A 21,411-nucleotide genomic window follows, 5' to 3' on the forward strand; every position below is an offset into this window, starting at 1 on the left:
ATGCACTTGCCATGCATGTTTAACGCCCCAACACTGCTTACATTTCAGATGCAAACATAGTGACCCTAGGCTTAAGCGACTCCCAGGCTTAGGCCCACGAAAGCACAAAGCCCCTCCCGGGAGCACCGACCACACCGGCACCCCCGGAAGGGGGGCTAAGAAACACCTAAGCGCGCAGCACTACCCCTGCTGCACGTCCCACCAGGCCCGCAGCTCCGCAATGGCCTCGTCCCGACCCAGCGGCCCCCGATCCAAGCGCAGCTCCTTCAAAAACGCCCACGCCTGACCCACCTCCGGGCCCGGCTTCAAACCCAGGATCTCCATGATCTCGTTGCCATCCAGGTCCGGGCGCACCGCGGCGAGGTCCTCCTTCTCCTTGAGTTCCTCAATCCGCCGCTCGAGGTCGTCGTAATTACGGCGCAGGCGCGCCCCCTTGCGCTTATTACGGGTCGTGCAATCCGCCCGCACCAGCATGTGCAGCTTCGGCAGCAGATCACCCGCATCCGTCACATAACGGCGCACCGCCGAATCCGTCCACGCGCTATCCCCATAGCCATAGAAACGCATGTGCAGGAACACCAGCTGGGAAATATCCTTCACCAACTGCTTAGAAAACTTCAGCTTCCGCAGACGGCGACGCACCAACTTCGCGCCCACCACCTCGTGCTGGTGGAAGGTCACCTGGCCAGATTCCGTGAACGCCCGGGTGTCCGGCTTCCCGCAGTCGTGCAGCAGGGCGGCCCAGCGCAGCTCCAGATCCGGCTCCACGCCGTAGTTCTGCTCCTGCACCAGCGCATTGCGCAGCACCGTCAGGGAGTGCCAGTACACATCCTTGTGCTGCTTGTGCTCGTCCTGGGTCATCCGCAGGCGCGGCAGCTCCGGGAGGACGTAATCCGCCAGGCCGGCCTCCACCATCAGGTCCAGGCCCTCCCACGGGGCCGTGCCGAGCAGCAGCTTATTCAGCTCCACCGCCACGCGCTCCACCGTGATCCGCTGGATCTGATCCGCCATCGCCACCATGGCCTCAGCCACCCGAGGGGCGACCGCGAAACCCAGCTGAGAGACGAAACGGCAGGCCCGCAGCATCCGCAGCGGATCGTCCCGGAAGCTCACCTCCGGGCTATCCGGGGTGTCCAGCACCCCGGCGGCTACGTCGGCCAAACCACCCAGCGGGTCGCAGAACTCGTGCTCCCCGTCTGCGGAGAGCTTCAACGCCATCGCGTTCGCGCGGAAGTCCCGGCGCACCAGATCCCCCTCCAGGGTGTCGCCGAAGGTGACCTCCGGGTTGCGGGACTGGCCGTCGTACTGATCCGCCCGGAAGGTAGTGATCTCCACCTCCAGGCCGCCGACCAGCGCGGAGACGGTGCCGAACTCAATGCCCGTATCCCAGACCGTCTCGGCCATCGGCTCCAGGATCCCCATCACCGCATCGGGGCGGGCATCCGTGGTGAAGTCCAGGTCGTGGCTGAGGCGTGCCAGCATCGCGTCGCGCACCGAACCACCCACCAGGTAGAGCTCGTGGCCCGCTTCCTCGAAGGCCTTTGCCAGCCGGCGCAGCGTGGCGTCATTGCGGCGCAGGGACTGCCACGCCGCCCCCAGCATCGCCGCCTCCTTGGCCTGCGTATCCCCGGTTACCTCGGCAGCGCCCGCCCCAGCGCCAGCCCCAGCACCGGCCGCCGTCGCACCGGCTTCCGCGGCAGCGCCAGCCGTCGCGCCATCTGCAGTCTCATTCGCCCTCGTAGTCACGCGCAATACCTTACTTCATGGCCCAACACCCCAACACCGCGCCGGTCACCCACCCGGCAGCCACCACCGGCACGCCCAACCCCCCGCCAGCGGTTCCCCCAAGCCCCGGCCAAGCAGCTACTATAAACAGAATGAACACGAACGACAGCGCCACCACGAGCAGCGGTTCGCCCCGCAGCACGCGCCGCCGTTCGCAGCACGACGAACAGCCGCAGCGCGAAAACCAGCGCCGCCCAAAAAACGCCAAGAACGCGAAGAACAACCGCAAGGGCAAGGGCCGCGGCAACCAGCAAGGCCAGCAGGGCGACAACAGCCGCAACAGCAACCGGAACAACCGCAGCTCGAACCGCAGCAACCGCTCTAGCTCCAACCGCAACCACCCGAAGCGCACCGGCACCCGGCGCGCCAAGCAGGGCAAGCAGGGCCGCACCCACCTGGAGCACTCCGACCTGCCGCTCTCGGTGGAAACCTCCGCCGGCGGCCTCGTCCTCACCGGACTGGCCGAAGCCGTGCGCCCCAACGGCAGCGTGGACATGTCCAAGATCTACGCCGCCCTCATCGGCCGCGTCGACCGCCGCGGACGCCTCCTGTGGTCCATGCCCAAAGGCCACGTCGAAGAACACGAATCCCACCACAGCACCGCCGAACGCGAAGTGTGGGAGGAAACCGGCATCGCCGGAACCGTCATCGACGAGCTCGGCACCATCGACTACTGGTTCGTCTCCGAAGGCACCCGCATCCACAAGACCGTCCACCACCACCTGCTGCGCTACGTGGACGGCGAGTTCAACGACGAAGACCCCGAGGTCACCGAAGTCACCTGGGTTCCCGTGAACAACCTGGTCGAACGCCTCGCCTACGCCGACGAGCGCCGCCTGGCCCGCCGCGCCCTCGACACGCTGCCGAAGCACGCCCGCGCGGAAGCGGAAGCAGGCCGCGCCACCCCGCGTTAGGAGGGCTGCATGGCTGCCAAAATCCGCCCCGCCACCGCCCTCGCGCTCGGCTCCCTCCTCTGCGCCGGGTGGGTCACCGCCGTACCCGGCCCGTTCGCTGGCTCCGCGCTGCCTGCCGCAAACGCACTGCCCGCTGCCTCCGCACTGCCTGCCGCGGGCGCCCAAACCCCCGAGCACACCACCACCTTCCACCACGCGGAGGCCACGGACTGGGCCAACCCGAACGCCCGCTCCACCGACCCCAATCGGGGCATTAACCTGCAGGTTCGCAACATCAGCCCGCGCTTCCTCAACCCAGCGGACACCGACCCGCAGACCTACACCCTGCGCATCCGCAACACCAGCCCCGGCACCATCCGGGGCCTCACCCTGAGCCTCAAAACCGCGCCCGCCGCCGGCAGCCCCGCCCAGGTGCGCACCTCCCTGCTCTCCAACAGCGGCGAATACCCGCACAGCTCCCCGGCCCGCCCGCTGCAACGCAGCAACGGCAGTCAGGTCTCCCTGGGGCCGGGCGAAACCGCCGACGTGGACGTCCGCCTCGTCCGCGACCCTTCCTTTCAGGACGACGCCACCCCCCACCCCGAGACCCCCACCGGCGAAACGGCGGGCCCAGCTGGGGCCTTGGCACCGATGAGCTTCGGGCTGCCGGATGCCGCGCAGGCCGGAACCTACCCGCTGATGTTCACCCTCGGCGGCACGCCCGGGGCCGCTGATGGTGCCGATGGTGGGGGAGAGGCCGCTGGGGAACAGGCAGCGCAGGGGGCGGAACTGCTCGCGGTGACCCGCGCGACGGCCGTCGTCACCCCGGAAGAAGATAAGGAAGAAGGGGAGGGCAGTGGCACCTCCGGCACCCCGCTGACCTTCCTGTGGCCCATCGGTGGCGAAACGCACGCCACACCCGGCGCGGTCGGGGACGCCCCCGAGCCCGCCGAGCTCTACCTCAACGAGGACTCCCTCGGTGAGCAACTGAAAGAAGGCGGGCGGCTACGCACCCTCCTCGACAGCTACCGCACCGCACTGGACGGCCCACAGGGCACCAAGATCCGCGAAGCCAGCTGCCTGGCGATCGACCCCGACCTCCTGCAGACCGTGGAGCGCATGGCCGGCGGCTACCGCGTGGGCGGGCGTGTCCCAAAGCCCGTCGAGGAGCGCAAGCGGCTCCGCGACTCCTGGGGAGACATCTTCAACACCAAGGACCGCTCCGAACCCGGCGCCCACGATAAGGCCGCCGCTACCTGGCTCAGCGACCTGCGCGACACCACCAAGGAGAGCTGCACCGTCGCGCTGCCCTACGGCGGGGCGGACATCAACACCACCGCCCAGGCGACCGGTCCCACCAACCCGGAGGCCGCGGCAGGACAGGCCAATGGCGCCGCTGCCAGCGGAGATGCGGCCGGTGGTGCCGCTGGAGCAGATACCGGCGTGGCCGAGGAATCCACCAGCGCGGCCTGGCTCAGCATGCACGCCCTCGGCCGGGGTGCCGCCACCATCCACGAGATCCTCGGCACCACCCCGGTGGCCAATATCGCCATCCCCAGCAGCGGCTACCTCACTCCCGAAGCCCTGCCGTACCTCGCCGCCGCGAAGGTGGACCCCGCCTCGGAGGGGGCCGACCCGTCCCGCCGCTTCGAGAACACCCTCAAGGGCCAGGCGCTCCTGCCCACCCTTGACCCCAAGGTGCCAGTCACCGCGCTCGTCGCGAATAACACCGTGCTCACCCAGCAGCCCGCCCAGACCCCCGAGACCTCGGGGGAGGAGGGGCAGGACAGCGAATCACAGGACCCAGCTACCCAGCAGGCTGACCAGCAGTGGAACGACCGCCTGCTGAAGCTCAACGATGCCGGCAGCCTCCGCGCGCTGCGCTACTCCGGCGACCTCGGCACCGTCCTCGCCGCCACCGGCGCCCGTCCCGACACCACGGGCTACTCCAACCCCCAGGCCCGCTTCGACGCCAACGCGGACTCCGAGGCCACCCGCATGTCCACCGCCCTGGCCGTGCTCCAGCAGGAACTCGCCAGCCCCGAGCCGATCCTCGCCGTCCCGCCGGGCCAGTGGGAGGTCAACGGGCAGGACGCCACCGCCCTCCTGGACTACATCGAGCAGGCCTTTGCCACCGGGCACGCCACCCCGGTCTCCCTGGCCGACGCGCTGCGCCCCCGCGGCCTGAAGAACTCCGAGCTGGCTCTCGGGGAGGTCACCCAGCCCTTCACGGACCCCGGGAAACCCACCGAGGCACTCGCGCCACAGCTGGCGACCCTGGCCGACCGCATCCGCAGCCTCACCCTGATGATGTCCAACTCCCGGCAGATCGCCCTGACCCGCGAACAGTTCACCCGCCCGATCCTCGCCGATCTGGCGCGAGCCACCAGCAACTACGGCACCCGCAACCCCGCCGAGCAGGACGGGGCCAGCCAGCGCGCCGCCGCGCGCGTCGCCGGTGCGGCAGAGACCGCGGACACCCTGCGCAACTCGGTGACCCTGCTGCCACCCGGCAACGTCTTCACCCGAACCTCCGAAGCCGCGCCACTGATCGTCGCCGCCCAAAACGGCCTACCGCTGCCCGTGCCGGCGAAGATCCGCTACCGCGACACCCTCGACGAGCACGCCGGGCACCCCGCCACCATCCTGGAATCCGAGTCGCAGATGATCCCGGCGCGTGGTTCCCTCACCGTGTCGATCGACCTCGGTGCCGCAAACCGCCGCAGCGACCTCGACCTGTGGCTCGCCAGCCCCAAAAACAAGCGAATCAGCGACTCCGTGCAAGTCAGCGTGCACTCCAGCCCCAATATCCCGCTGGATAAGATGATCCTCCTGCTCACCATCATCGCTGGCGCGGGCATCGGCGGGAAGCTCCTCCTGGACCGTCGGCGCCGCCGCCGCAGCCGCTAGGCCCGCCGCCGAAAACACCGTGTAAAACCCGTCACAGGCAGCGAAAACCCGCCCCGGGAGCGCGTTTCTAGTTAGGAAACGCACCCAATGTGGACGATGATGGATTCTGTGACTAACCCAGACGTTCCCGAGGATTCCGCTGACAGCGCAGGCCACGGCAGCACGCCACCGACCAAGCCACCCGCAGGCCAGCGCGGCCGCTTCATCGAAGCCCGCCCGCCCGCGCTGGCCCCCCAGGCGCGCGAAGAAGCCAATACTCCGGAAACAACGGACGACTACTCCTCACTGAGCGTCGCCCCCTCCCAGCACGGTCAGGAACCCGAAAACACCACGCCCGAGGCCCCAGCCGCCCCGGCTGTGGACTTCCGCCGGCCCGCCTCGGAGATCCACCTGGGCAACGAGCGGCACGCCTATGACCAATACGAGTTCGGCCTCGCCGGGGAGCTCGGGCACTCCGCCGACCCCGGGGCAGACCCCGCGGGCCGCCAGTACCGCGCCAGCTCCCAACCGGCCCGCACCTCCGCCCGAGCGCTCGCTGGCGCCGGGGTCGGAGCTGCCGCCTCCCGCGGCGCAGCATCCCGCGCCGCCGCATCCGCCGGAACGGCAGGCACCAACGCCCCCGAACACACCGCGACCCCCGCAGTCACCGCAACCACCGGCGGCGGCGACGTCCCACCGGAGGAAGACACCCCCACGGACCGCACCGCCGCAGCCGCGGCGGAACAGGACAAGCAGAACGAACAACCCTCGGACGCCGACGTCGTCCGCACCGGCGGCTCCATGGCCATCGCGACCCTCCTGTCGCGCATCACCGGCTTCCTGCGCACCGTCCTCATCGGCTCCGCGCTCGGCGCCGCCGTCGCCTCCGCGTTCAACACGGCGAACACCCTGCCGAACCTCATCACGGAGCTCGTCCTCGGCGCGGTGCTGACCTCCCTGGTCGTCCCCGTGCTCGTCCGCGCCGAGAAGGAAGACCCCGACCGCGGCGAAGCCTTCATCCGAAGACTGCTGACGATGACGTTCAGCATCACCGTCATCATCACCCTCCTCGCCGTCGGCGCGGCACCCTGGCTGATCAGACTCACACTCGACCAAGACGGCCAGGTCAACGTCCAAATGGCGACAATGTTCGCCTACCTGGTGCTCCCGCAGATCTTCTTCTACGCCATGTTCGCCGTGTTCATGGCCGTGCTGAACACCAAGGGAGTATTCAAACCCGGCGCGTGGGCGCCCGTGGTCAACAACCTCGTGACCATCACCGTCCTCGGCGGCTACCTACTGCTCCCCGAGGACACGAAGCTCCAGCCCACCGACCACGTCACCATCAGCGACCCGCACGTGCTGCTGCTGGGGCTCGGAACCACCCTCGGCGTGGTCTTCCAAGCGCTCATCATGGTGCCCTACCTCCGCAAGGCGGGCATCAACCTGCGGCCCCTGTGGGGCGTGGACGAGCGCCTGAAGAACTTCGCCGGCATGGGCGTGGCCATCGTGCTCTACGTGGCCATCTCCCAGGTCGGTTGGGCCGTCAATAACCAGATCGCCTCCAGCGCGTCCGGGGACGCCCCGACGATCTACATGAACGCCTGGCAGCTGCTGCAGATGCCCTACGGCGTCATCGGCGTGACCCTGCTAACCGCCGTCATGCCGCGCCTGTCCCGCAACGCCGCCGACGGCGACGATAAGGCCGTGGTCCGGGACCTCACCGTCGCCAGCCGCCTGACCATGTTCGCGATGATCCCCATCATCGTGTTCATGACCGCATTCGGCGGGATCATCGGACCGGCACTGTTCGCCTACCGCTCCTTCTCCATGGAAACCGCGAGCGTGCTGGGATGGACCGTTTCCTTTTCCGCCTTCACGCTCATCCCGTACTCCCTGGTGCTGCTGCACCTGCGCGTGTTCTACGCCCGCGAGGAGGTCTGGACCCCGACCTTCATCATCGCCGGCATCACGATCACCAAGATCGCGCTGGTCTCCATCGCGCCATTCATCGCCACCGAGCCGCGACTCGTCGTGGTGTTGCTGGGTGCGGCCAACGGCTTCGGCTTCGTCACCGGCGCGATCATCGGCGTGCTGCTGCTGCGCCGTTCCCTGGGCAACCTCAACTCCGGCGAGGTGATGCGCACCAGCATCTGGGCCTTCGGCGCCTCCCTCGTCGGCGCGCTCGTCGCCTGGCTGGTGGACCTGGCTCTCACCAACACGATCATCACCCCCGGCCAGAACCCGGGCTTCCTGATTCGCCTGCTGATCACCGGCCCGGTGTTCCTCATCGCCACCGGCGTGGTCATGGCGCGCTCCAAGCTGCCCGAGGTGCTCACCGTCGGCTCCGCGCTCTCCCGCGTCCCTGGTATCGGCCGCTTCTTTTCCGGACGTCAAGCCGAGGAGGAACTGGGCTCCGCCGCAGAGCGCATGGTTCCCGCCCCGCTGGGCCCCGCAGAGGCCGCCCGCGAGGCTGCCGTGGCCAACTCCCTGTTGCCGCCCCTGCCGCCACTGTCCGCAGGGCGCGTGCGCGGCCCACGCCTGGTGCCCGGCGCGCCGATCCTGGACGGGCGCTACCGCCTGCTCGCCGACCACGGTGGCTCCACTGCCGCCCGGTTCTGGCAGGCCCGGCGCACCGCCACCGGGGAGCTGGTTGGGCTCACCATCCTCGACCCGCTGGCAGCGGTGCGCCAGGGCAAGCGCCCCGGCGAGTACGTGCCGAACCAGTCCCGACTGGTGATGCAGATCAAGCAGGAAATGTCGCAGAAATCACGGGCCATGATGGAGGCCCAGGAGGCCGCCCTCGCACACGCCCTTGAGAACGCCGACGACGGCGCCGAGGGCGAGGAGGCGAACCCGCTGGCCGGACTCACGCAGATCCAGCAGGTCATCGACAGCCCCGGCAGCGTGGTCGTGGTGTCCGACTGGACCGACGGCTCCGCACTCTCCGCAGTCGCGGACTCCAGCCCGGACCCGCTGGCCGTCGGCTTCGCCGTCGCCGACCTCGCCGAGGCCGCCGCGGAGATGCACGACCATGGCCTGGCCCTCGGCGTGGACCACCGCGACCGCATCCGCATCAGCACCGCCGGGGGTGCTGTCCTCGCCTTCCCCGGCTACCTGCCGAATAACTCCTCCGCGCAGGACATGCAGGGCATCGCCGCCGTCCTCGAGCTCCTGCTGGCCAACGTGCCGGTCTCGGAGATCCCGAAGGAACTCCTCGCCGAGTCGCTGGCCGCCAGCAACCTCAGCGCCGAGCAGCGCGCCGCCGTCATCAGCGGCGGGGCGGCCAACCCGGCGGCCGCACGTAGCGAGGACACCGACAAGGACGCAGACGCAGACGCAGACCGCAACGAAGGCGACCACCGCGACGAGGGCGACGTCCCACCGAATCCGGCGGACCGCGACCCCCGCGAACTGGCGACCAGGCTGCGCTACCTCACCTCCGGGGAGCTGGCCATCAACCCGGACGAAGCGCCGACCCCGCAGGTCCAGAAGACCGGCTTCGGTGTGCGCCAGGCGCGCCTGCAGCACGTCGCCGTCATCGGCGGCATCGCCATCGGCTCCGCCCTGCTCATCGCCGCGCTCGTCGCCAGCCTGCTCAGCGTGGTCGGCGGGGGACGGGAGGACTCGCCGCTATCCACGGACTCCATCCGCTCCGGCGCGGAGGGCATCATCAAGCGCGAGCCGACGATCGTGCCGATCCGCAACGTCCGCGAATGGATGCCCGCCGGCGCGAAGGGCACCCTCGACGCGCCTGAGGACGTCCAGCTGGTCACCGACGGGCGCGCGGCGACGAAGTGGCAGTCCGACTCCTACCTCAGCCCGCTGGGGCGCACCCCGGAGGCCACGAAGGAGGGCATCGGACTGCTCGTGGACCTGCCGACTGGCACCCGGATCCACGCACTGCAGCTGGAGGGGCTCGCCCCCGGCATGAAGGTCGAGCTGCGCCGCGTCGACGAGGCCACCGCGCCGACCGACCCGGCGGCACCACACGGGGCGGCCGTCCCGAACAAGGAGGGCGCCAAGGCCTCCGCCCAACCGACCGCCTCGGAGGAGCCGAGCGCTTCGGAGACCACGCCGGAGGGTGAGGCGACAGCCACCACGACCAGCGGAAACCAGTCCGCCAACCTGCGCAAGGTCCCGCTCACCCTGGACGAGACCACCTCCCTGGGCACCGTGACCGCCACCGAGTCCACGATGAACGTGGAATTCCACGGCGAGGACGGGCAGGACGTCCTCGTGGGCCAGGGTGCGAACCAGAAGCTGCTGAAGGCCCTGGCGGAGGCCAAGGCCAAGGAGGCGGCGAAGGCTGGCGGCGCTGATGAGGCTTCGGAGGGGGCCGAGTCTGAGGAGGAGCGCGCCGAGGACGCCGAGAAGAAGGAGCAGGGCACCAAGCCGATGAAGCAGCTGCTGATCTGGATCACCCAGCTGCCGGAGGCCGACGGCCGCGCCACCCTCGGCGAACTGCGCGTCATGGGCACCTGGCAGGGCCAGAACCGCGTGGACGAGACCAGCACCGCGCCGAGCAGTCCGACACCGAGCAGTTCGGCACGGGGGAGCGCACGCGCTTATCCACAAGAGCGGAGCTAACCCCGCCGAGCTGTCCACAGCTTTGAGCGCCCCGGCGCCATCGACATCACGATGGCCGGGGCGCTCATTAGTGTCTAAGCCACGATCCAGGCTCACCAGGGGGAAAGGGGAGGGGCCATGACGGCACCAGTCACCGACACACAGCACACCACCGCGCCGGATAGGGCGGCAGCCACCACGTGGGGCAGCGCGCCAAGCAACACGGGGGACGCGCCCCACACCAGCGCGCACCGCACCGACCAGGAGCTGCTCGCCGAGCACATCGCCGGCGACCCGCTCGCACTCCACACACTGCTGGCCCGCCACGAGGTCCGCATGCACTGGGCAGAACGCGCCGCCGGCGTCCCGGAGAGCGAACTGGCGGACGTCCACCAGGAAGCCGTCCTGAAAATCCACCGCCGCGCCGCCACCTTCCGCAACCGCTCCAGCGTCGTGACCTGGATGGTGACCATCGCGCACCGCACCGCCCTGAACTTCGTGACCGCCCAGCACCGGCGCGGGCACCGCCACCGCGAGGACATCAGTGACTGTGAACGCGACCTGCCGAGCTCGCACGCCACACCGAACCAGGAGCTCAGCGTTGACCTGCACAACGCGTTGGCCAGCATCCCGGTCCTGTTCCGGCAGACCGTCGTGCTGCGCGGGATGCTCGGCTACTCCATCTCCGAGATCTCCGCGATGCTCGATGTCGCGCCCGGCACCGTGAAATCCCGCTACTCGCGCGGGCGACGCTTGCTGCAGGACCACCTCGTGCTTGCCGACTATGCCGACCACCCCTGAGCTGGGAATATATCCCGTGTCTACTGGGTTAGATAAAGTGCGTTAAGAAAACGAAACCCACATCAAAGAACACGAGCGAGGTCACATGTCTCAGCCCTTCCTGCAGGCCAACGTCGGAATCGGCGTGAACAAGGCGGGCGACGCCGCGGCCGCGGCCACCCCAGCCGATACTCCCGATACCTCCGCCAGCTCGGGTGGCACCCACGACCCTGCGGAGAAGATCCACAACGTGATCATCGTGGGCTCCGGGCCAGCCGGCTACACCGCCGCGATCTACGCCGCCCGCGCCGAGCTCGAGCCGATCGTCTTCGAGGGCATGGACTTCGGCGGCCTGCTGATGCAGACCACCGAGGTGGAGAACTTCCCGGGCTTCGCCAAGGGCATCCAGGGCCCAGAGTTGATGGACGAAATGCGCAACCAGGCGGAGCGTTTCGGCGCCGACCTGCGCATGGAGGACGTCGAGAAGATGGACCTGACCGGCGAGATCAAGAAGGTCTGGGTAGACGGCGAGGAGTACCAGGCACGCGCCGTCATCCTCGCAACCGGTGCGGCACCGCGCTACCTGAACATCCCGGGCGAGCAGGAGATGATCGGCCGCGGCGTGTCCGCCTGCGCCACCTGCGATGGCTTCTTCTTCAAGGACCGCAAGATCGCCATCGTCGGCGGCGGCGACTCCGCGATGGAGGAGGCGGATTTCCTCACCAAGTTCGGCGAGACCGTGACCCTCATCCACCGCCGCGACGAGTTCCGCGCCTCCAAGATCATGCAGGAGCGCGCTCGCCAGAACCCGAAGATCGAGTTCTTGATGAACTCCAAGGTCACCGCCGTCCACGGTGAGAGCGCAGTGACCTCCCTGACCGTCGAGGACACCGTCACCGGCGAAAGCCAGGAGATGGAATTCGACGCCCTCTTCGTCGCCATCGGCCACGACCCGCGCGTCAGCGTTTTCGAGGGGCAGGTGGAGCTGAAGGAGGACGGCTACGTCAAGGTTGACGAGCCAAGCACCGCCACCAGCCTGCCGGGCGTGTTCGCCGCCGGCGACCTCGTGGACTCCCACTACCAGCAGGCCATCACCGCAGCTGGCAGCGGCTGCCGCGCCGCCCTGGACGCGGAGCACTACCTGGCCGCACTGCCGGCCAACGAGAGCTAAAACTCCACGCCACAGCACACTGCTGGCCTCCCGAGCTTTTCCGGGATTCACGGTATCCTGGGACAAGGAAAACCCCGGTGGACCACCCACCCCCAAGGACCACCCAACCCCGGAAAGGCAGGGCCCGCATGTCGAACATCATCACGGTCACGCAGCAGACATTTAAGTCCACCGTTGTGGAGTCCGACCTGCCGGTACTCGTGGATTTCTGGGCCCAGTGGTGCCAGCCCTGCCTGCGCATGAACCCCAGCCTCGAAGAACTTGCCGAGGAGATGGACGGCCGCGCCGTTGTCGCGAAGGTCAACGTCGACGAAGAGCGCGCGCTCGCAGCGATGTTCCAGGTGATGTCCATCCCAGCCCTCATGGTTTTTAAGGACGGCAAGAAGGTCGCGGAATTCACGGGCCTGCAGCCGAAGGGCACCCTCGTCGAGAAGCTGGAATCCCTCGCCTAGACCGCGGGAAACCCTGGACCACCAGCAACTGTTCGGAAAGTAGGACGCAGCGAGCCGTGACGGATAAACAACACGCCGAGAACCACGCCCCCCGCGTGGGCCAGCAGAATGTGCTGCTCACCGTGGGCGATAAGAGCCCCCGGGTCGCCGAGGTGCGCAGCGCCCTCGCCCGGCTCGGCATGCTCTCCGATTACGGCGCCGCGCTCACGGCCTCCAATAACGAGCAGTGGTCTGAGGAAGAGGAGTTCTTCGACGCCGTTTTGGCCACCGCCCTGCGCGCCTTCCAGCAGCAGCGCGGCATCATCGCCGACGGCGTGATCAACGAGACCACCCTGCGTGCCCTGCGCGAGGCGTCCTACAAACTCGGCAACCGAGTGCTGAGCCTGCAGGACCCACAGTACGTCGGCGACGACGTCTCCGAACTCCAGTCCCAGCTCTACGACCTGGGCTTTTACACCGGTCGGGTGGACGGGCACTTCGGCCCAGACACCCACCAGGCAGTCACTCAGTACCAATTTGAGTACGGGCTGAACTCCGATGGCATGGTCGGTCCGGACACCCTCCGCGCACTGGCCTACCTGGGCCGCCGCATCACCGGCGGCTCCCCACACTCCATCCGCGAGAAGGAGATGATCCGCGCCGCAGGTCCGCAACTTTCCGGCAAGCGCGTCGTCATCGACCCGGGCTGCGGTGGCTCCGACGAGGGCACCGCTGTGAAGGGCCCCTTCGGCGCGATCACCGAGCAGGAGATCCTCTGGGACCTCGCCAACCGCCTGGAGGGGCGCATGATCTCCGCAGGCATGGAGACGATCCTCTCCCGCAGCCGCACGGCGAACCCCAGCGACACTGAGCGCGCGGACCTCGCCAATGCCTTCGGGGCAGACGTGGTGATCTCCCTGCGCACCGATAGCTACCCGAACGAGCGCGCAAACGGCGTGGCCAGCTTCTACTTCGGCTCCGAGAACGGCTCGAGGTCCATGGTCGGCGAGAAGCTCTCGGGCTACATCCAGCGCGAGATCGCCGCCCGCACCGACCTGCTGAATTGCCGCACCCACGCCCGCACGTGGGACATCCTGCGGCTCACGAAGATGCCGACCGTGCAGGTCGTCCCCGGTTACCTGACGAACCCGGACGACGCGGCCGCGCTGACCTCGCCGGAGGTGCGCGACATCATCGCGGAGGCCATCGTCGTCTCCGTGAAGCGCCTGTACCTGATGGATCAGGACAGTCACCGCACGGGGCAGTTCAGCTTCACGGAGCTGCTGCGCATCGAGCAGCAGTAGGGAGCGGCTCTCTGGGGGTGAGAGGGGCTCCTAGCCTGCTAGGGGACAGAAAGCAGGACAAAGGCCGGGCATGCTGCCCGGCCTCTAGTGTTGTGCTGGCGGTTCTGAGCTCAACGCGGGAGTTAGGGGTGCTGCGAAGGCAGCCAACTAAGCGTGGGATGAACGGAGCGCCCGAAGCGGAACCACAGATTCTTTAGAAGGCCTCGCCCTCGCGGTCGAGAAAGAGGTTATACGCGCCGGAAACCTCGCGGCGGTAGCGCGGGTAGAGCTCGTGATCGTCCACGCGCTCGAACTCGGCCTCCTCAACCACGTCGATGGACAGCATTGGAGCCACACTGAGGGCGTCCTTCAGCAGGTTGCCCGTGTGAAGAGCCTCCGGCGTCTGCCAGCCACGATAAGCCTCTGGCACGTAGCTGGGGGCGTTTTCGATCCGCAAACTAGGGTCCAGGCTGGACCTGGAGCTTGCTGCGCTCGATGGGGAAGGGAAGGACGGCGTCCCGCTGTACTCCAAACCCGCATCCTGCGCGAATCCACGTGCTTCCTGCTCCTGCTTCCGCAACAGCTCGTCAAGCGCGTCCTCGTCGCGGGCGAAGACCTCCACGGCGCTGAAGCCGCGACGGCCCGCCTCCACAAGGACCGTCTCGATCAGGCGGTGCTCCAGATAGAGGCCCATGAATGCGTCCTCAACGTACACATCACTCAGCAGGAGGGCGTCGGAGGACACGGTGGAGGGGAGGCCCTCCGCGCCCGGCAGGAAGCGCGTCGGGGCGAAGAAGACGGTCGCTGCGGGCTGCAGCTTGCGGCCCGGCACGCCCGTGCCTACGAAGGCGGTAAAGCCACAGGTGCCCCAGCTCATCAGCGTCCGCTGGATCCACAGCTGCTTATCGAAGGCAGGGTCCTCGGTATGGGTCGGCCCATACAACGGATCCCACGGCAGCGCCCAGAACGTGCTGTTCGCTGCGTCTTCCGTAATCTGCTCCGCGTTATCAAAGCTCAGAGCGCGGATTTCAACCTCCACGGGCTCTCCCTCCCTGATGAGCTTAAAACGGTCGGCTCAACTATCGCGTGATGATGTGTCTGTGCGGGGCAAGCAACGCTGGGAACCTCGTGGGCTCGGCCGGCATGGGCCGGATGTTGCTTCTGGGGCTATTTTATGACGGCCGCCCGCCCCATGAGGAGATTTAGAAAATCAGCCCGAAAAACCTTGAATTGTTTCACGTGAAACAATTGCGGGCGCAGAAACTACTGTTCGCCGCCGCCGAGGATCTCAATGATGCGGTCAAAGTCCTCCTGGCCACCGAACTCCACGACGATACGGCCCCGCTTCTTGCCCATCTGGACGCTGACCTTGGTCTCCAGGGTGTCCGCGAAGTCATCCACCCAGCTGTTCACGTAGTCCGGCAGGGGGGCAGGGGTGCGCTGCTTGCGCTCCTGCTTCTGGCTCTCGCCCCGGTTCATCAGCGTGACCGCCTCTTCCGTGGCGCGGACGCTCAAGCCCTCGGCGACGATACGATCTGCCAGCTGTGCCTGCGCTTCCTCTCCGCCCTTGAGCGCGAGCAGGGCGCGGGCATGACCGGCGCTGAGAACACCGGCGCTCACGCGTCGCTGCACCGCGACGGGCAGCTGGAGCAGACGGATCATGTTCGCAATAAGGGAGCGGGAGCGCCCAATACGCTTGGCCAGCTGCTCCTGGGTGACGCCGAACTCCTCCAGCAGCTGCTGATAAGCGGCGGCCTCCTCAAGCGGGTTCAGCTGCACGCGGTGGATATTCTCCAGCAGCGCGTCGCGCAGCATCGCATCGTCCTGCGTCTCGCGGACGATAGCCGGGATCGTCTCCAGGCCAGCCTTCTTGGATGCGCGAAGGCGGCGCTCACCCATGATGAGTTCATAGGGAGCAGGCGCCCCGCTAACCGGGCGCACCACGATAGGTTGCATGAGCCCGAACTCCCGGATGGAGTGGACCAGCTCGTTCAGCTGCTCCTCGTCGAAGACGGAGCGCGGCTGCTTCGGGTTCGTCGTGATCGCGTCGAGCGGGAGCTCCTGATAGGTCGCGCCGAAGCTATCCGCATTCGAGAGCTCCGGGCCCCCGGCCTCACCCTGCGATTCGGCCGAGCCTTGCAGTTCGGTCAACTCCTGTGGCGCAGTGGAGCCCTTCGTGTGGGACGAGTCCTTAGCCCCACGAGAACGGGGAGCATCGGCCTTTGTCGAGGCGCCACCCTTCGCGACCTTCGAGCCCGCGGCCCCCTTGGCATACGAAGCGTGCGCTTCACCAGATGCTGCGGAGGCGGATTTTTGGGTCGGCGCACCCGTGTTCTCGCCCATACTGGAGGTTGGGCGATTAACGTCACTGTGACGAATATCGGTACCACCGGCGTCGGCGCCCGACGCGGAAGCACCGCGCGCAGCATCGCCGGAATCCTGACCCGTGGCACGGCGGGCGGCAGCACCGCCGGCGCCACCGCCGCCAAGAATGACGTCGGCCGCACCATTTCCCAGCCCCGGGCGAGATGGGCCGGTCGGGATCAGGCTCGCAAGCCCGCGGCCCAGCCCACCGCGTCGGGTGGCCTCCCGGTCGGGGAGGGCCGCCGGCATCGCCGGCTTGCGGGCCGCCCCGCGAGGCGCCTTCGCGCCACCCTGAGCGCTCGAAGCCTTCTTAGATGCCGAATCCTTCTTAGCCACGGTCTTTACCTTCAATCCAAAGTTGTGATGATGGGGGAGGCGGGATCTGCCCGGAAACCGGGCATTGTTTCACGTGAAACATTCGAGGGTTTAGATGTTGTGCAGCTCCGGTGCGATGCCGATCGGGGCGGTCTCCTCGCTCGGGAGGTAGTCGCCACGCTTGGCGAACTCGACAGCGGCGTCGAAGTAGGCCAGGGCGCCGCGCGAACCACCGTCGTACTGGAGAACGGTCTGGCCGTAACCCGGAGCCTCAGACACCTTGACGGAGCGCGGGATGTGGTTATCCAGAACCACGGAACCAAAGTGGTTTCGAACCTCGTCGGAGACCTGCTCGGAGAGCTTCGTGCGCCCGTCGTACATGGTCAGCAGTACGGCACTGATGTGCAGGTTTTTGTTGAGGTTCTCGCGGATCATCGAGATGTTATTCAGCAGCTGGCCCACGCCCTCCAGCGCGTAGTACTCGCACTGGATGGGGATAAGCACCTCATCGACCGCGGTCATCGCGTTGATGGTCAGCAGGCCGAGGGAAGGCGGGCAGTCGATAAATACGTAGTCAAAGCCCTGCTCAGCGAGAAAGTCATCGTTGATCGCATCAACCAAGCGGTACTCGCGCCGCACCATCGAGACGAGCTCGATCTCGGAGCCAGCCAGGTCGATGGTTGCTGGGATCGTATAGACGTTCTCGTTCACCGGATTCTGCTGCATCACCTCGGCGGCAGTCATCTCACCGATCAGCAGCTCGTAGCTGGAAGGGGTGCCCATCCGGTGCTCGGCGTCCAGCGCGGTAGACGCATTGCCCTGCGGGTCCAGGTCGATAACGAGGACCTTGAGGCCATGCAAGCCCAGCGCCCAGGCGAGGTTCACCGTGGAGGTGGTCTTACCCACCCCGCCCTTCTGGTTGGCGATGGTGATCTTCCGGGGCTTCTTCGGCTTCGGAAGTTTCAGGTTGTGGGAGTTCTGCATCTTGGCAGCCTGGCGCGCAGCCTGCGCGATTGGGGTGTCATCCCACTGCATTGGTGCCACTACCTATCCTCCGTCCGTCGCGATCCTTGAGATCGCTGCGATGTTTCACGTGAAACAATTTCCTTGAGGCGCTGGTTTTAACGCGCCTTTTCCACAATGACGGCGAAGGTGGATTCCTCCAGCACGCCCTCGCCCAGCTCAACTACGGAGCGTTTCCCTCCGCCAACCTTATCAATCTGGGCCTTATCCCGCTCCAGCTCTTCAGCTACGGAACTGCCCTTCAAAGCACGCATCTGCCCACCCACACGGGCGAGGGGGAGGGACCACTGGCAGAGACGGCCCAGCGGTGCGACGGCGCGGGAGGTGACGACGTCCGCGCCCGCCAGCTTCCGGACAATTGCCTTTTCTTCCGCGCGTCCACGGTGGACCTCGACGTTGTCCAGGCCAAGGTCCTCGACAACCTCCTCGAGGAACTTGGTGCGGCGCAGGAGCGGCTCCAGCAGCTGAACCTTCACATTCGGCCGCGCGATGGCCAGCGGGATGCCCGGAAGGCCCGCGCCGGAGCCGACGTCGATGACTCGCTCGCCGTCCTCGATGATCTCCTCGAGCACTGCGGAGTTCATGATGTGGCGATCCCAGATGCGCGGCACTTCGCGAGGACCGATGAGCCCGCGCTGGATCCCGGCAGTCTCGAGCCACTGGGCGTAACGCTCGGCCAGGGGAGCGCGGTCACCAAAGACCTCAACCAGGTTCTCTGGACGCAGCCCATCGACCTGCAGCTCGCCCCCGTGGTTATCCGGCGTTAGGGACGTGATCTGCTGCTCACGGGCAGAGCCGCCGGCCGCCGCGGCACCCTTGTTGGAATCCGCAGAAGCCGGGTTGGGGGATTGGTTTCTCGAAGCGTCAGAATCACGATGTTTCACGTGAAACATTCTAGTGGCTTTCCACGACAACCCAACTTTCTCCCAGAACGGGTGGAAAGGGGAACGCGGGGACGTCCCAACGGAAAGCCGGGCAAGAAGGGGAGCGGCCCGGTAACGAAGCGACACGGGTAGACAGGCGGACCAAGCAACGAAGGAAAGGAACCCGACCGGAAAGCGAAGAACCGGCAGGAAAAGCCTCCGGGATGGATAAGCGGATGATCACACGGTGCGAAAGCACGGGGCGTCGACGTCCCTCAAAAGACAAAGAAAAAGCGCCACACGGCGAACCGTGCGACGCTATGCGGAGAACCGAAACTACTTCTTCCGCTTCTTATTATTCTGCGGCTTCGCGCCCGGCTTCGGGGCGGAGGTGCGGCGAGCCTCGAGCTTCGCCTGGCGCTCCTCCTCCTCTTCCTTATCCATGATGCCGAACAGGATGCGCTGCTGGATGAAAGTCCACAGACCGTTGGTGAACATGTACAGGGCCAGACCAACCTGCCAGAGGAAACCACCGGCGAGGATGATCAGCGGCATGAACCACAGCATGATGCGCTGCATCATGTCCATCTGCATCTGCATCTGCTGAGCCTTCAGGTCATCAGCTGCCGGCTTCGGGTTATTCGCCTGACGCTTCTTATTGCGGTTCAGGGACAGGCGAGCGGTGAAGTGCATAATCACCGCAGCGCCCAGCATCAGCGGCAGGACCACGGCGATGATGTTCGCCTTCGTGAAGTCCGGGGCGATGCCTGCCGGGGAGAAGGCGCCGTAACCGGAGGGGTCCATGGAGATATAGGAGGACAGCGGCGCACCGAACAGGCGGGCGTCGAGGAAGGACTGCACCTCTTCCACGCCGAAGACGTAGTTCGGGGTGTTACGGGTCTCCTCAATGCTCATGCCGAGCTGCCCAGTGCCCGTGCCGGTGCGGTTGAAGGAACGCAGCACGTGGAACAGGCCGATGAAGATCGGCATCTGAACCAGCATCGGGAGGCAGGCCGCCATCGGGCGGACACCCATCTCCTGCTGCGCCTTGCGCACCTCAACCATCAGCTTCTGCTGATCATTGGCGTACTTGCGCTGGAGTTCCTTCATCTTCGGCTGGAACTCCTGCATCTTGCGCGAGGAGCGGAGCTGGTTAGCGGTGGGCTTGACCAGCAGGATACGGATGGTCACCACGAGGAAGACGATGGAAAGCGCCCACGTGATGCCCGCGGTCGGGTCGAGCACATAGCCAAACACTTTGTGCCAGAACCACAGGACCGCTGAAATCGGGTAATAAATAAAATTCAGCACGTCTGGAGGGATCCTCTACTTTTCGGACGTCTCAAAATCTTGCGGAGTCTCTTCAGGCTTGGGCTTAGCCCTGCGCTAGCGGGGCGGAACGGGGTCCCACCCGCCCGGATGCCAAGGGGCACAGCGCAACAGCCGACCTATTGACAGTAACAGCCCCTTGAACAGACCATGCCTTTCCAACGCCGTGAGAGCGTAATTACTGCAGGTCGGCTCGAAGCGGCATGATGGCCCCATTTTAAGGGGCGAAAGAAATTCTTGATAGGCCAGCACTGCTCGCCGAGCCATCGCGGCACGGCCAGTGACGCGGCGACGCGCGGTACGGCTGTCGGCGCCGGGCTTGAAGTCAGCCTGGGAGCCGGGGTTGCGGTGGGATTCGGTGCCGGGCTGTGAGCTGTGCTCAGCGGGCTGAGCACTGCGCTCACTAGGCTTAGCGCCACGCTCAGCGGGAGAGCCGGGAGAGGCAGCGTCGCACATCGGACTCCAACTCCTTACTGCTAGCCTCCGCGCTGCCGGGAAGGGCGCGCACCACCACAAAGCTGGTCTCCTGCAGCTGCGGGGACGCCGCGGTGGCGTCCTCATCGATGATGGTGGCCAGGACGGCGCGCAACTTGCGGGAGACAGCGTGGCGGACCACGGCGTTGCCGACCGCCTTGGAGACGATGAGGCCCGCGCGAGGTCCGCCGGTCAGCTCCAGCGGGGCGTCGGGGCCTGGCTCCGGGGTCCAGAGGTGGACGACGAGGGTGCGGCTACCCTTGCGCGCACCCTTCTTCACCACGGTGCTAAACAGCGCTGAGGAGCGGAGACGGTGTTCCGGTGCCAGCATGGGCAGCTCCTTGGTGGTTGGGTCGGTGCGCGAGGGGTGTTGGCTACCCGCCCCGCATAAAGGTGAAATTACAGCAAAAACGGCGCCCACCGAGTGGCAGGCGCCGGAGCTTCCCACGTGGTGGGAGAGTGTGCGACCAAGCTGGCCGCCCGCTCAATTAAGCGGTCAGGGACTTGCGGCCCTTACGACGACGTGCGGACACGATCGCGCGACCTGCGCGGGTGCGCATGCGGGTGCGGAAGCCGTGCACGCGTGCGCGACGGCGGTTATTAGGCTGGTAAGTACGCTTCGACACGGTACTTCACTCCTTAAAACTACGCGCGGAGGCGAAGCGTTGAAGCGCCATGATCGAGCGATGGCGGGGTGGATTCCCTGCCACTGCGCCCGGGCGGTGCGCTGTACGCCACGCTGTCCACGCCGATGGACTTGTGGTTGCCAGAGCTCCGGCGCCACGTGTGGAATGTGGGCGACGCAGAGCATCCGGCCAAAACGGCATCCGATACAAGGTCGGCTGTTGCCATAGACCGTTTAAGAATACTCAGCGGGGGAGCCGAAAACCAAATCTTCGCAGGATGACAGGCGTGTCATTTAAATCCCGGTTCATGGAAAAGTCCGCGCAATCCTGCGCTTTTGTGGATTGATCATCACTCACAGTGGAATGTCAATCCACACAGCTTGTGGATAACTTCTCCACCCCCGAAGACTAAAGCACTGGTTTAGGGTTAGTTTTTGCAGGTCAACGCCATTTTTTTGGAAAATTAGAAGTTGTCCACAGGAGCGGGGTAAATTGGGGACAACTCAATGGACAAGTTATCCACAGGTGTGGACAGCTCTGTGGAAGCCCAGAACACACGCCAAATCCGGCTGTGGGTAAAAATGTGAGTTCAGTGTGAACTCACGTGTAAATTGAA

Annotated in this window: 16 protein-coding genes; 7 read left to right on the plus strand and 9 right to left on the minus strand. The window is 66.4% G+C overall.

Annotated features, from left to right (window positions below):
- Positions 1-180 precede the first annotated feature (180 nt).
- Entirely contained in the window at positions 181-1,746 is a 1,566-nt protein-coding gene (locus CU_RS10055) for a CCA tRNA nucleotidyltransferase (protein WP_012361236.1), read from the minus strand.
- Between the two features lie 17 nt (positions 1,747-1,763).
- Here CU_RS10055 and CU_RS10060 point away from each other — a divergent pair, with 17 nt between their 5' ends.
- The 7 genes from CU_RS10060 (at position 1,764) to CU_RS10090 (ending at position 13,822) form a co-directional block, all read left to right on the plus strand.
- Positions 1,764-2,699: an NUDIX hydrolase gene (locus CU_RS10060; protein WP_012361237.1), complete on the plus strand. Its 936-nt coding sequence runs from the start codon at positions 1,764-1,766 to the stop codon at positions 2,697-2,699.
- Between the two features lie 9 nt (positions 2,700-2,708).
- On the plus strand, positions 2,709-5,588 hold the full coding sequence (locus CU_RS10065) for a hypothetical protein (protein ID WP_012361238.1): 2,880 nt from the start codon (positions 2,709-2,711) through the stop codon (positions 5,586-5,588).
- 87 nt (positions 5,589-5,675) lie between these two features.
- The gene (locus CU_RS10070) at positions 5,676-10,157 is read left to right on the plus strand and encodes a murein biosynthesis integral membrane protein MurJ (protein WP_012361239.1); all 4,482 of its coding nucleotides are present in this window, start codon (positions 5,676-5,678) and stop codon (positions 10,155-10,157) included.
- Positions 10,158-10,274: 117 nt separating this feature from the next.
- Positions 10,275-10,937, plus strand: coding sequence for an RNA polymerase sigma factor (locus tag CU_RS10075; protein ID WP_012361240.1), 663 nt, complete (start codon positions 10,275-10,277; stop codon positions 10,935-10,937).
- Positions 10,938-11,022: 85 nt separating this feature from the next.
- Positions 11,023-12,087, plus strand: a complete 1,065-nt coding sequence (trxB, locus tag CU_RS10080) for a thioredoxin-disulfide reductase (protein ID WP_012361241.1) — start codon at positions 11,023-11,025, stop codon at positions 12,085-12,087.
- A 128-nt stretch (positions 12,088-12,215) separates the two neighbouring features.
- Complete coding sequence (gene trxA, locus CU_RS10085) at positions 12,216-12,539, plus strand: thioredoxin (protein ID WP_012361242.1); 324 nt, start codon at positions 12,216-12,218, stop codon at positions 12,537-12,539.
- Positions 12,540-12,595: 56 nt separating this feature from the next.
- Positions 12,596-13,822 (plus strand): N-acetylmuramoyl-L-alanine amidase, encoded by a 1,227-nt coding sequence (locus CU_RS10090; protein ID WP_012361243.1) that lies wholly within the window; start codon positions 12,596-12,598, stop codon positions 13,820-13,822.
- 193 nt (positions 13,823-14,015) lie between these two features.
- Here the strand turns inward: CU_RS10090 and CU_RS10095 are convergent, their stop codons facing one another.
- From CU_RS10095 to rpmH, 8 genes are all read right to left on the minus strand, one after another.
- The gene (locus CU_RS10095; RefSeq protein ID WP_012361244.1) at positions 14,016-14,840 is read right to left on the minus strand and encodes a hypothetical protein; all 825 of its coding nucleotides are present in this window, start codon (positions 14,838-14,840) and stop codon (positions 14,016-14,018) included.
- Between the two features lie 224 nt (positions 14,841-15,064).
- Complete coding sequence (locus CU_RS10100) at positions 15,065-16,501, minus strand: ParB/RepB/Spo0J family partition protein (protein ID WP_012361245.1); 1,437 nt, start codon at positions 16,499-16,501, stop codon at positions 15,065-15,067.
- Positions 16,502-16,591: 90 nt separating this feature from the next.
- Complete coding sequence (locus CU_RS10105; protein ID WP_407919451.1) at positions 16,592-17,524, minus strand: ParA family protein; 933 nt, start codon at positions 17,522-17,524, stop codon at positions 16,592-16,594.
- Between the two features lie 77 nt (positions 17,525-17,601).
- Entirely contained in the window at positions 17,602-18,417 is an 816-nt protein-coding gene (rsmG, locus tag CU_RS10110; protein WP_012361247.1) for a 16S rRNA (guanine(527)-N(7))-methyltransferase RsmG, read from the minus strand.
- A 285-nt stretch (positions 18,418-18,702) separates the two neighbouring features.
- On the minus strand, positions 18,703-19,677 hold the full coding sequence (gene yidC / locus CU_RS10115) for a membrane protein insertase YidC (protein ID WP_012361248.1): 975 nt from the start codon (positions 19,675-19,677) through the stop codon (positions 18,703-18,705).
- Between the two features lie 75 nt (positions 19,678-19,752).
- Positions 19,753-19,962, minus strand: a complete 210-nt coding sequence (gene yidD / locus CU_RS10565; RefSeq protein ID WP_081477636.1) for a membrane protein insertion efficiency factor YidD — start codon at positions 19,960-19,962, stop codon at positions 19,753-19,755.
- A 154-nt stretch (positions 19,963-20,116) separates the two neighbouring features.
- Complete coding sequence (rnpA, locus tag CU_RS10120; RefSeq protein ID WP_012361250.1) at positions 20,117-20,500, minus strand: ribonuclease P protein component; 384 nt, start codon at positions 20,498-20,500, stop codon at positions 20,117-20,119.
- 157 nt (positions 20,501-20,657) lie between these two features.
- Complete coding sequence (gene rpmH / locus CU_RS10125; protein WP_012361251.1) at positions 20,658-20,795, minus strand: 50S ribosomal protein L34; 138 nt, start codon at positions 20,793-20,795, stop codon at positions 20,658-20,660.
- Between the last annotated feature and the right edge of the window lie 616 nt (positions 20,796-21,411).

This window comes from Corynebacterium urealyticum DSM 7109, from assembly GCF_000069945.1.
Classification (GTDB): domain Bacteria; phylum Actinomycetota; class Actinomycetes; order Mycobacteriales; family Mycobacteriaceae; genus Corynebacterium; species Corynebacterium urealyticum.

Coding starts and splice junctions, on each gene's coding strand:
- CU_RS10060 (WP_012361237.1), top strand. CDS start 1,764: ATGGCCCAACACCCCAACACCGCGCCGGTCACCCACCCGGCAGCCACC.
- CU_RS10065 (WP_012361238.1), top strand. CDS start 2,709: ATGGCTGCCAAAATCCGCCCCGCCACCGCCCTCGCGCTCGGCTCCCTC.
- CU_RS10070 (WP_012361239.1), top strand. CDS start 5,676: ATGTGGACGATGATGGATTCTGTGACTAACCCAGACGTTCCCGAGGAT.
- CU_RS10075 (WP_012361240.1), top strand. CDS start 10,275: ATGACGGCACCAGTCACCGACACACAGCACACCACCGCGCCGGATAGG.
- trxB (WP_012361241.1), top strand. CDS start 11,023: ATGTCTCAGCCCTTCCTGCAGGCCAACGTCGGAATCGGCGTGAACAAG.
- trxA (WP_012361242.1), top strand. CDS start 12,216: ATGTCGAACATCATCACGGTCACGCAGCAGACATTTAAGTCCACCGTT.
- yidD (WP_081477636.1), bottom strand. CDS start 19,962: ATGGCTCGGCGAGCAGTGCTGGCCTATCAAGAATTTCTTTCGCCCCTT.
- rnpA (WP_012361250.1), bottom strand. CDS start 20,500: ATGCTGGCACCGGAACACCGTCTCCGCTCCTCAGCGCTGTTTAGCACC.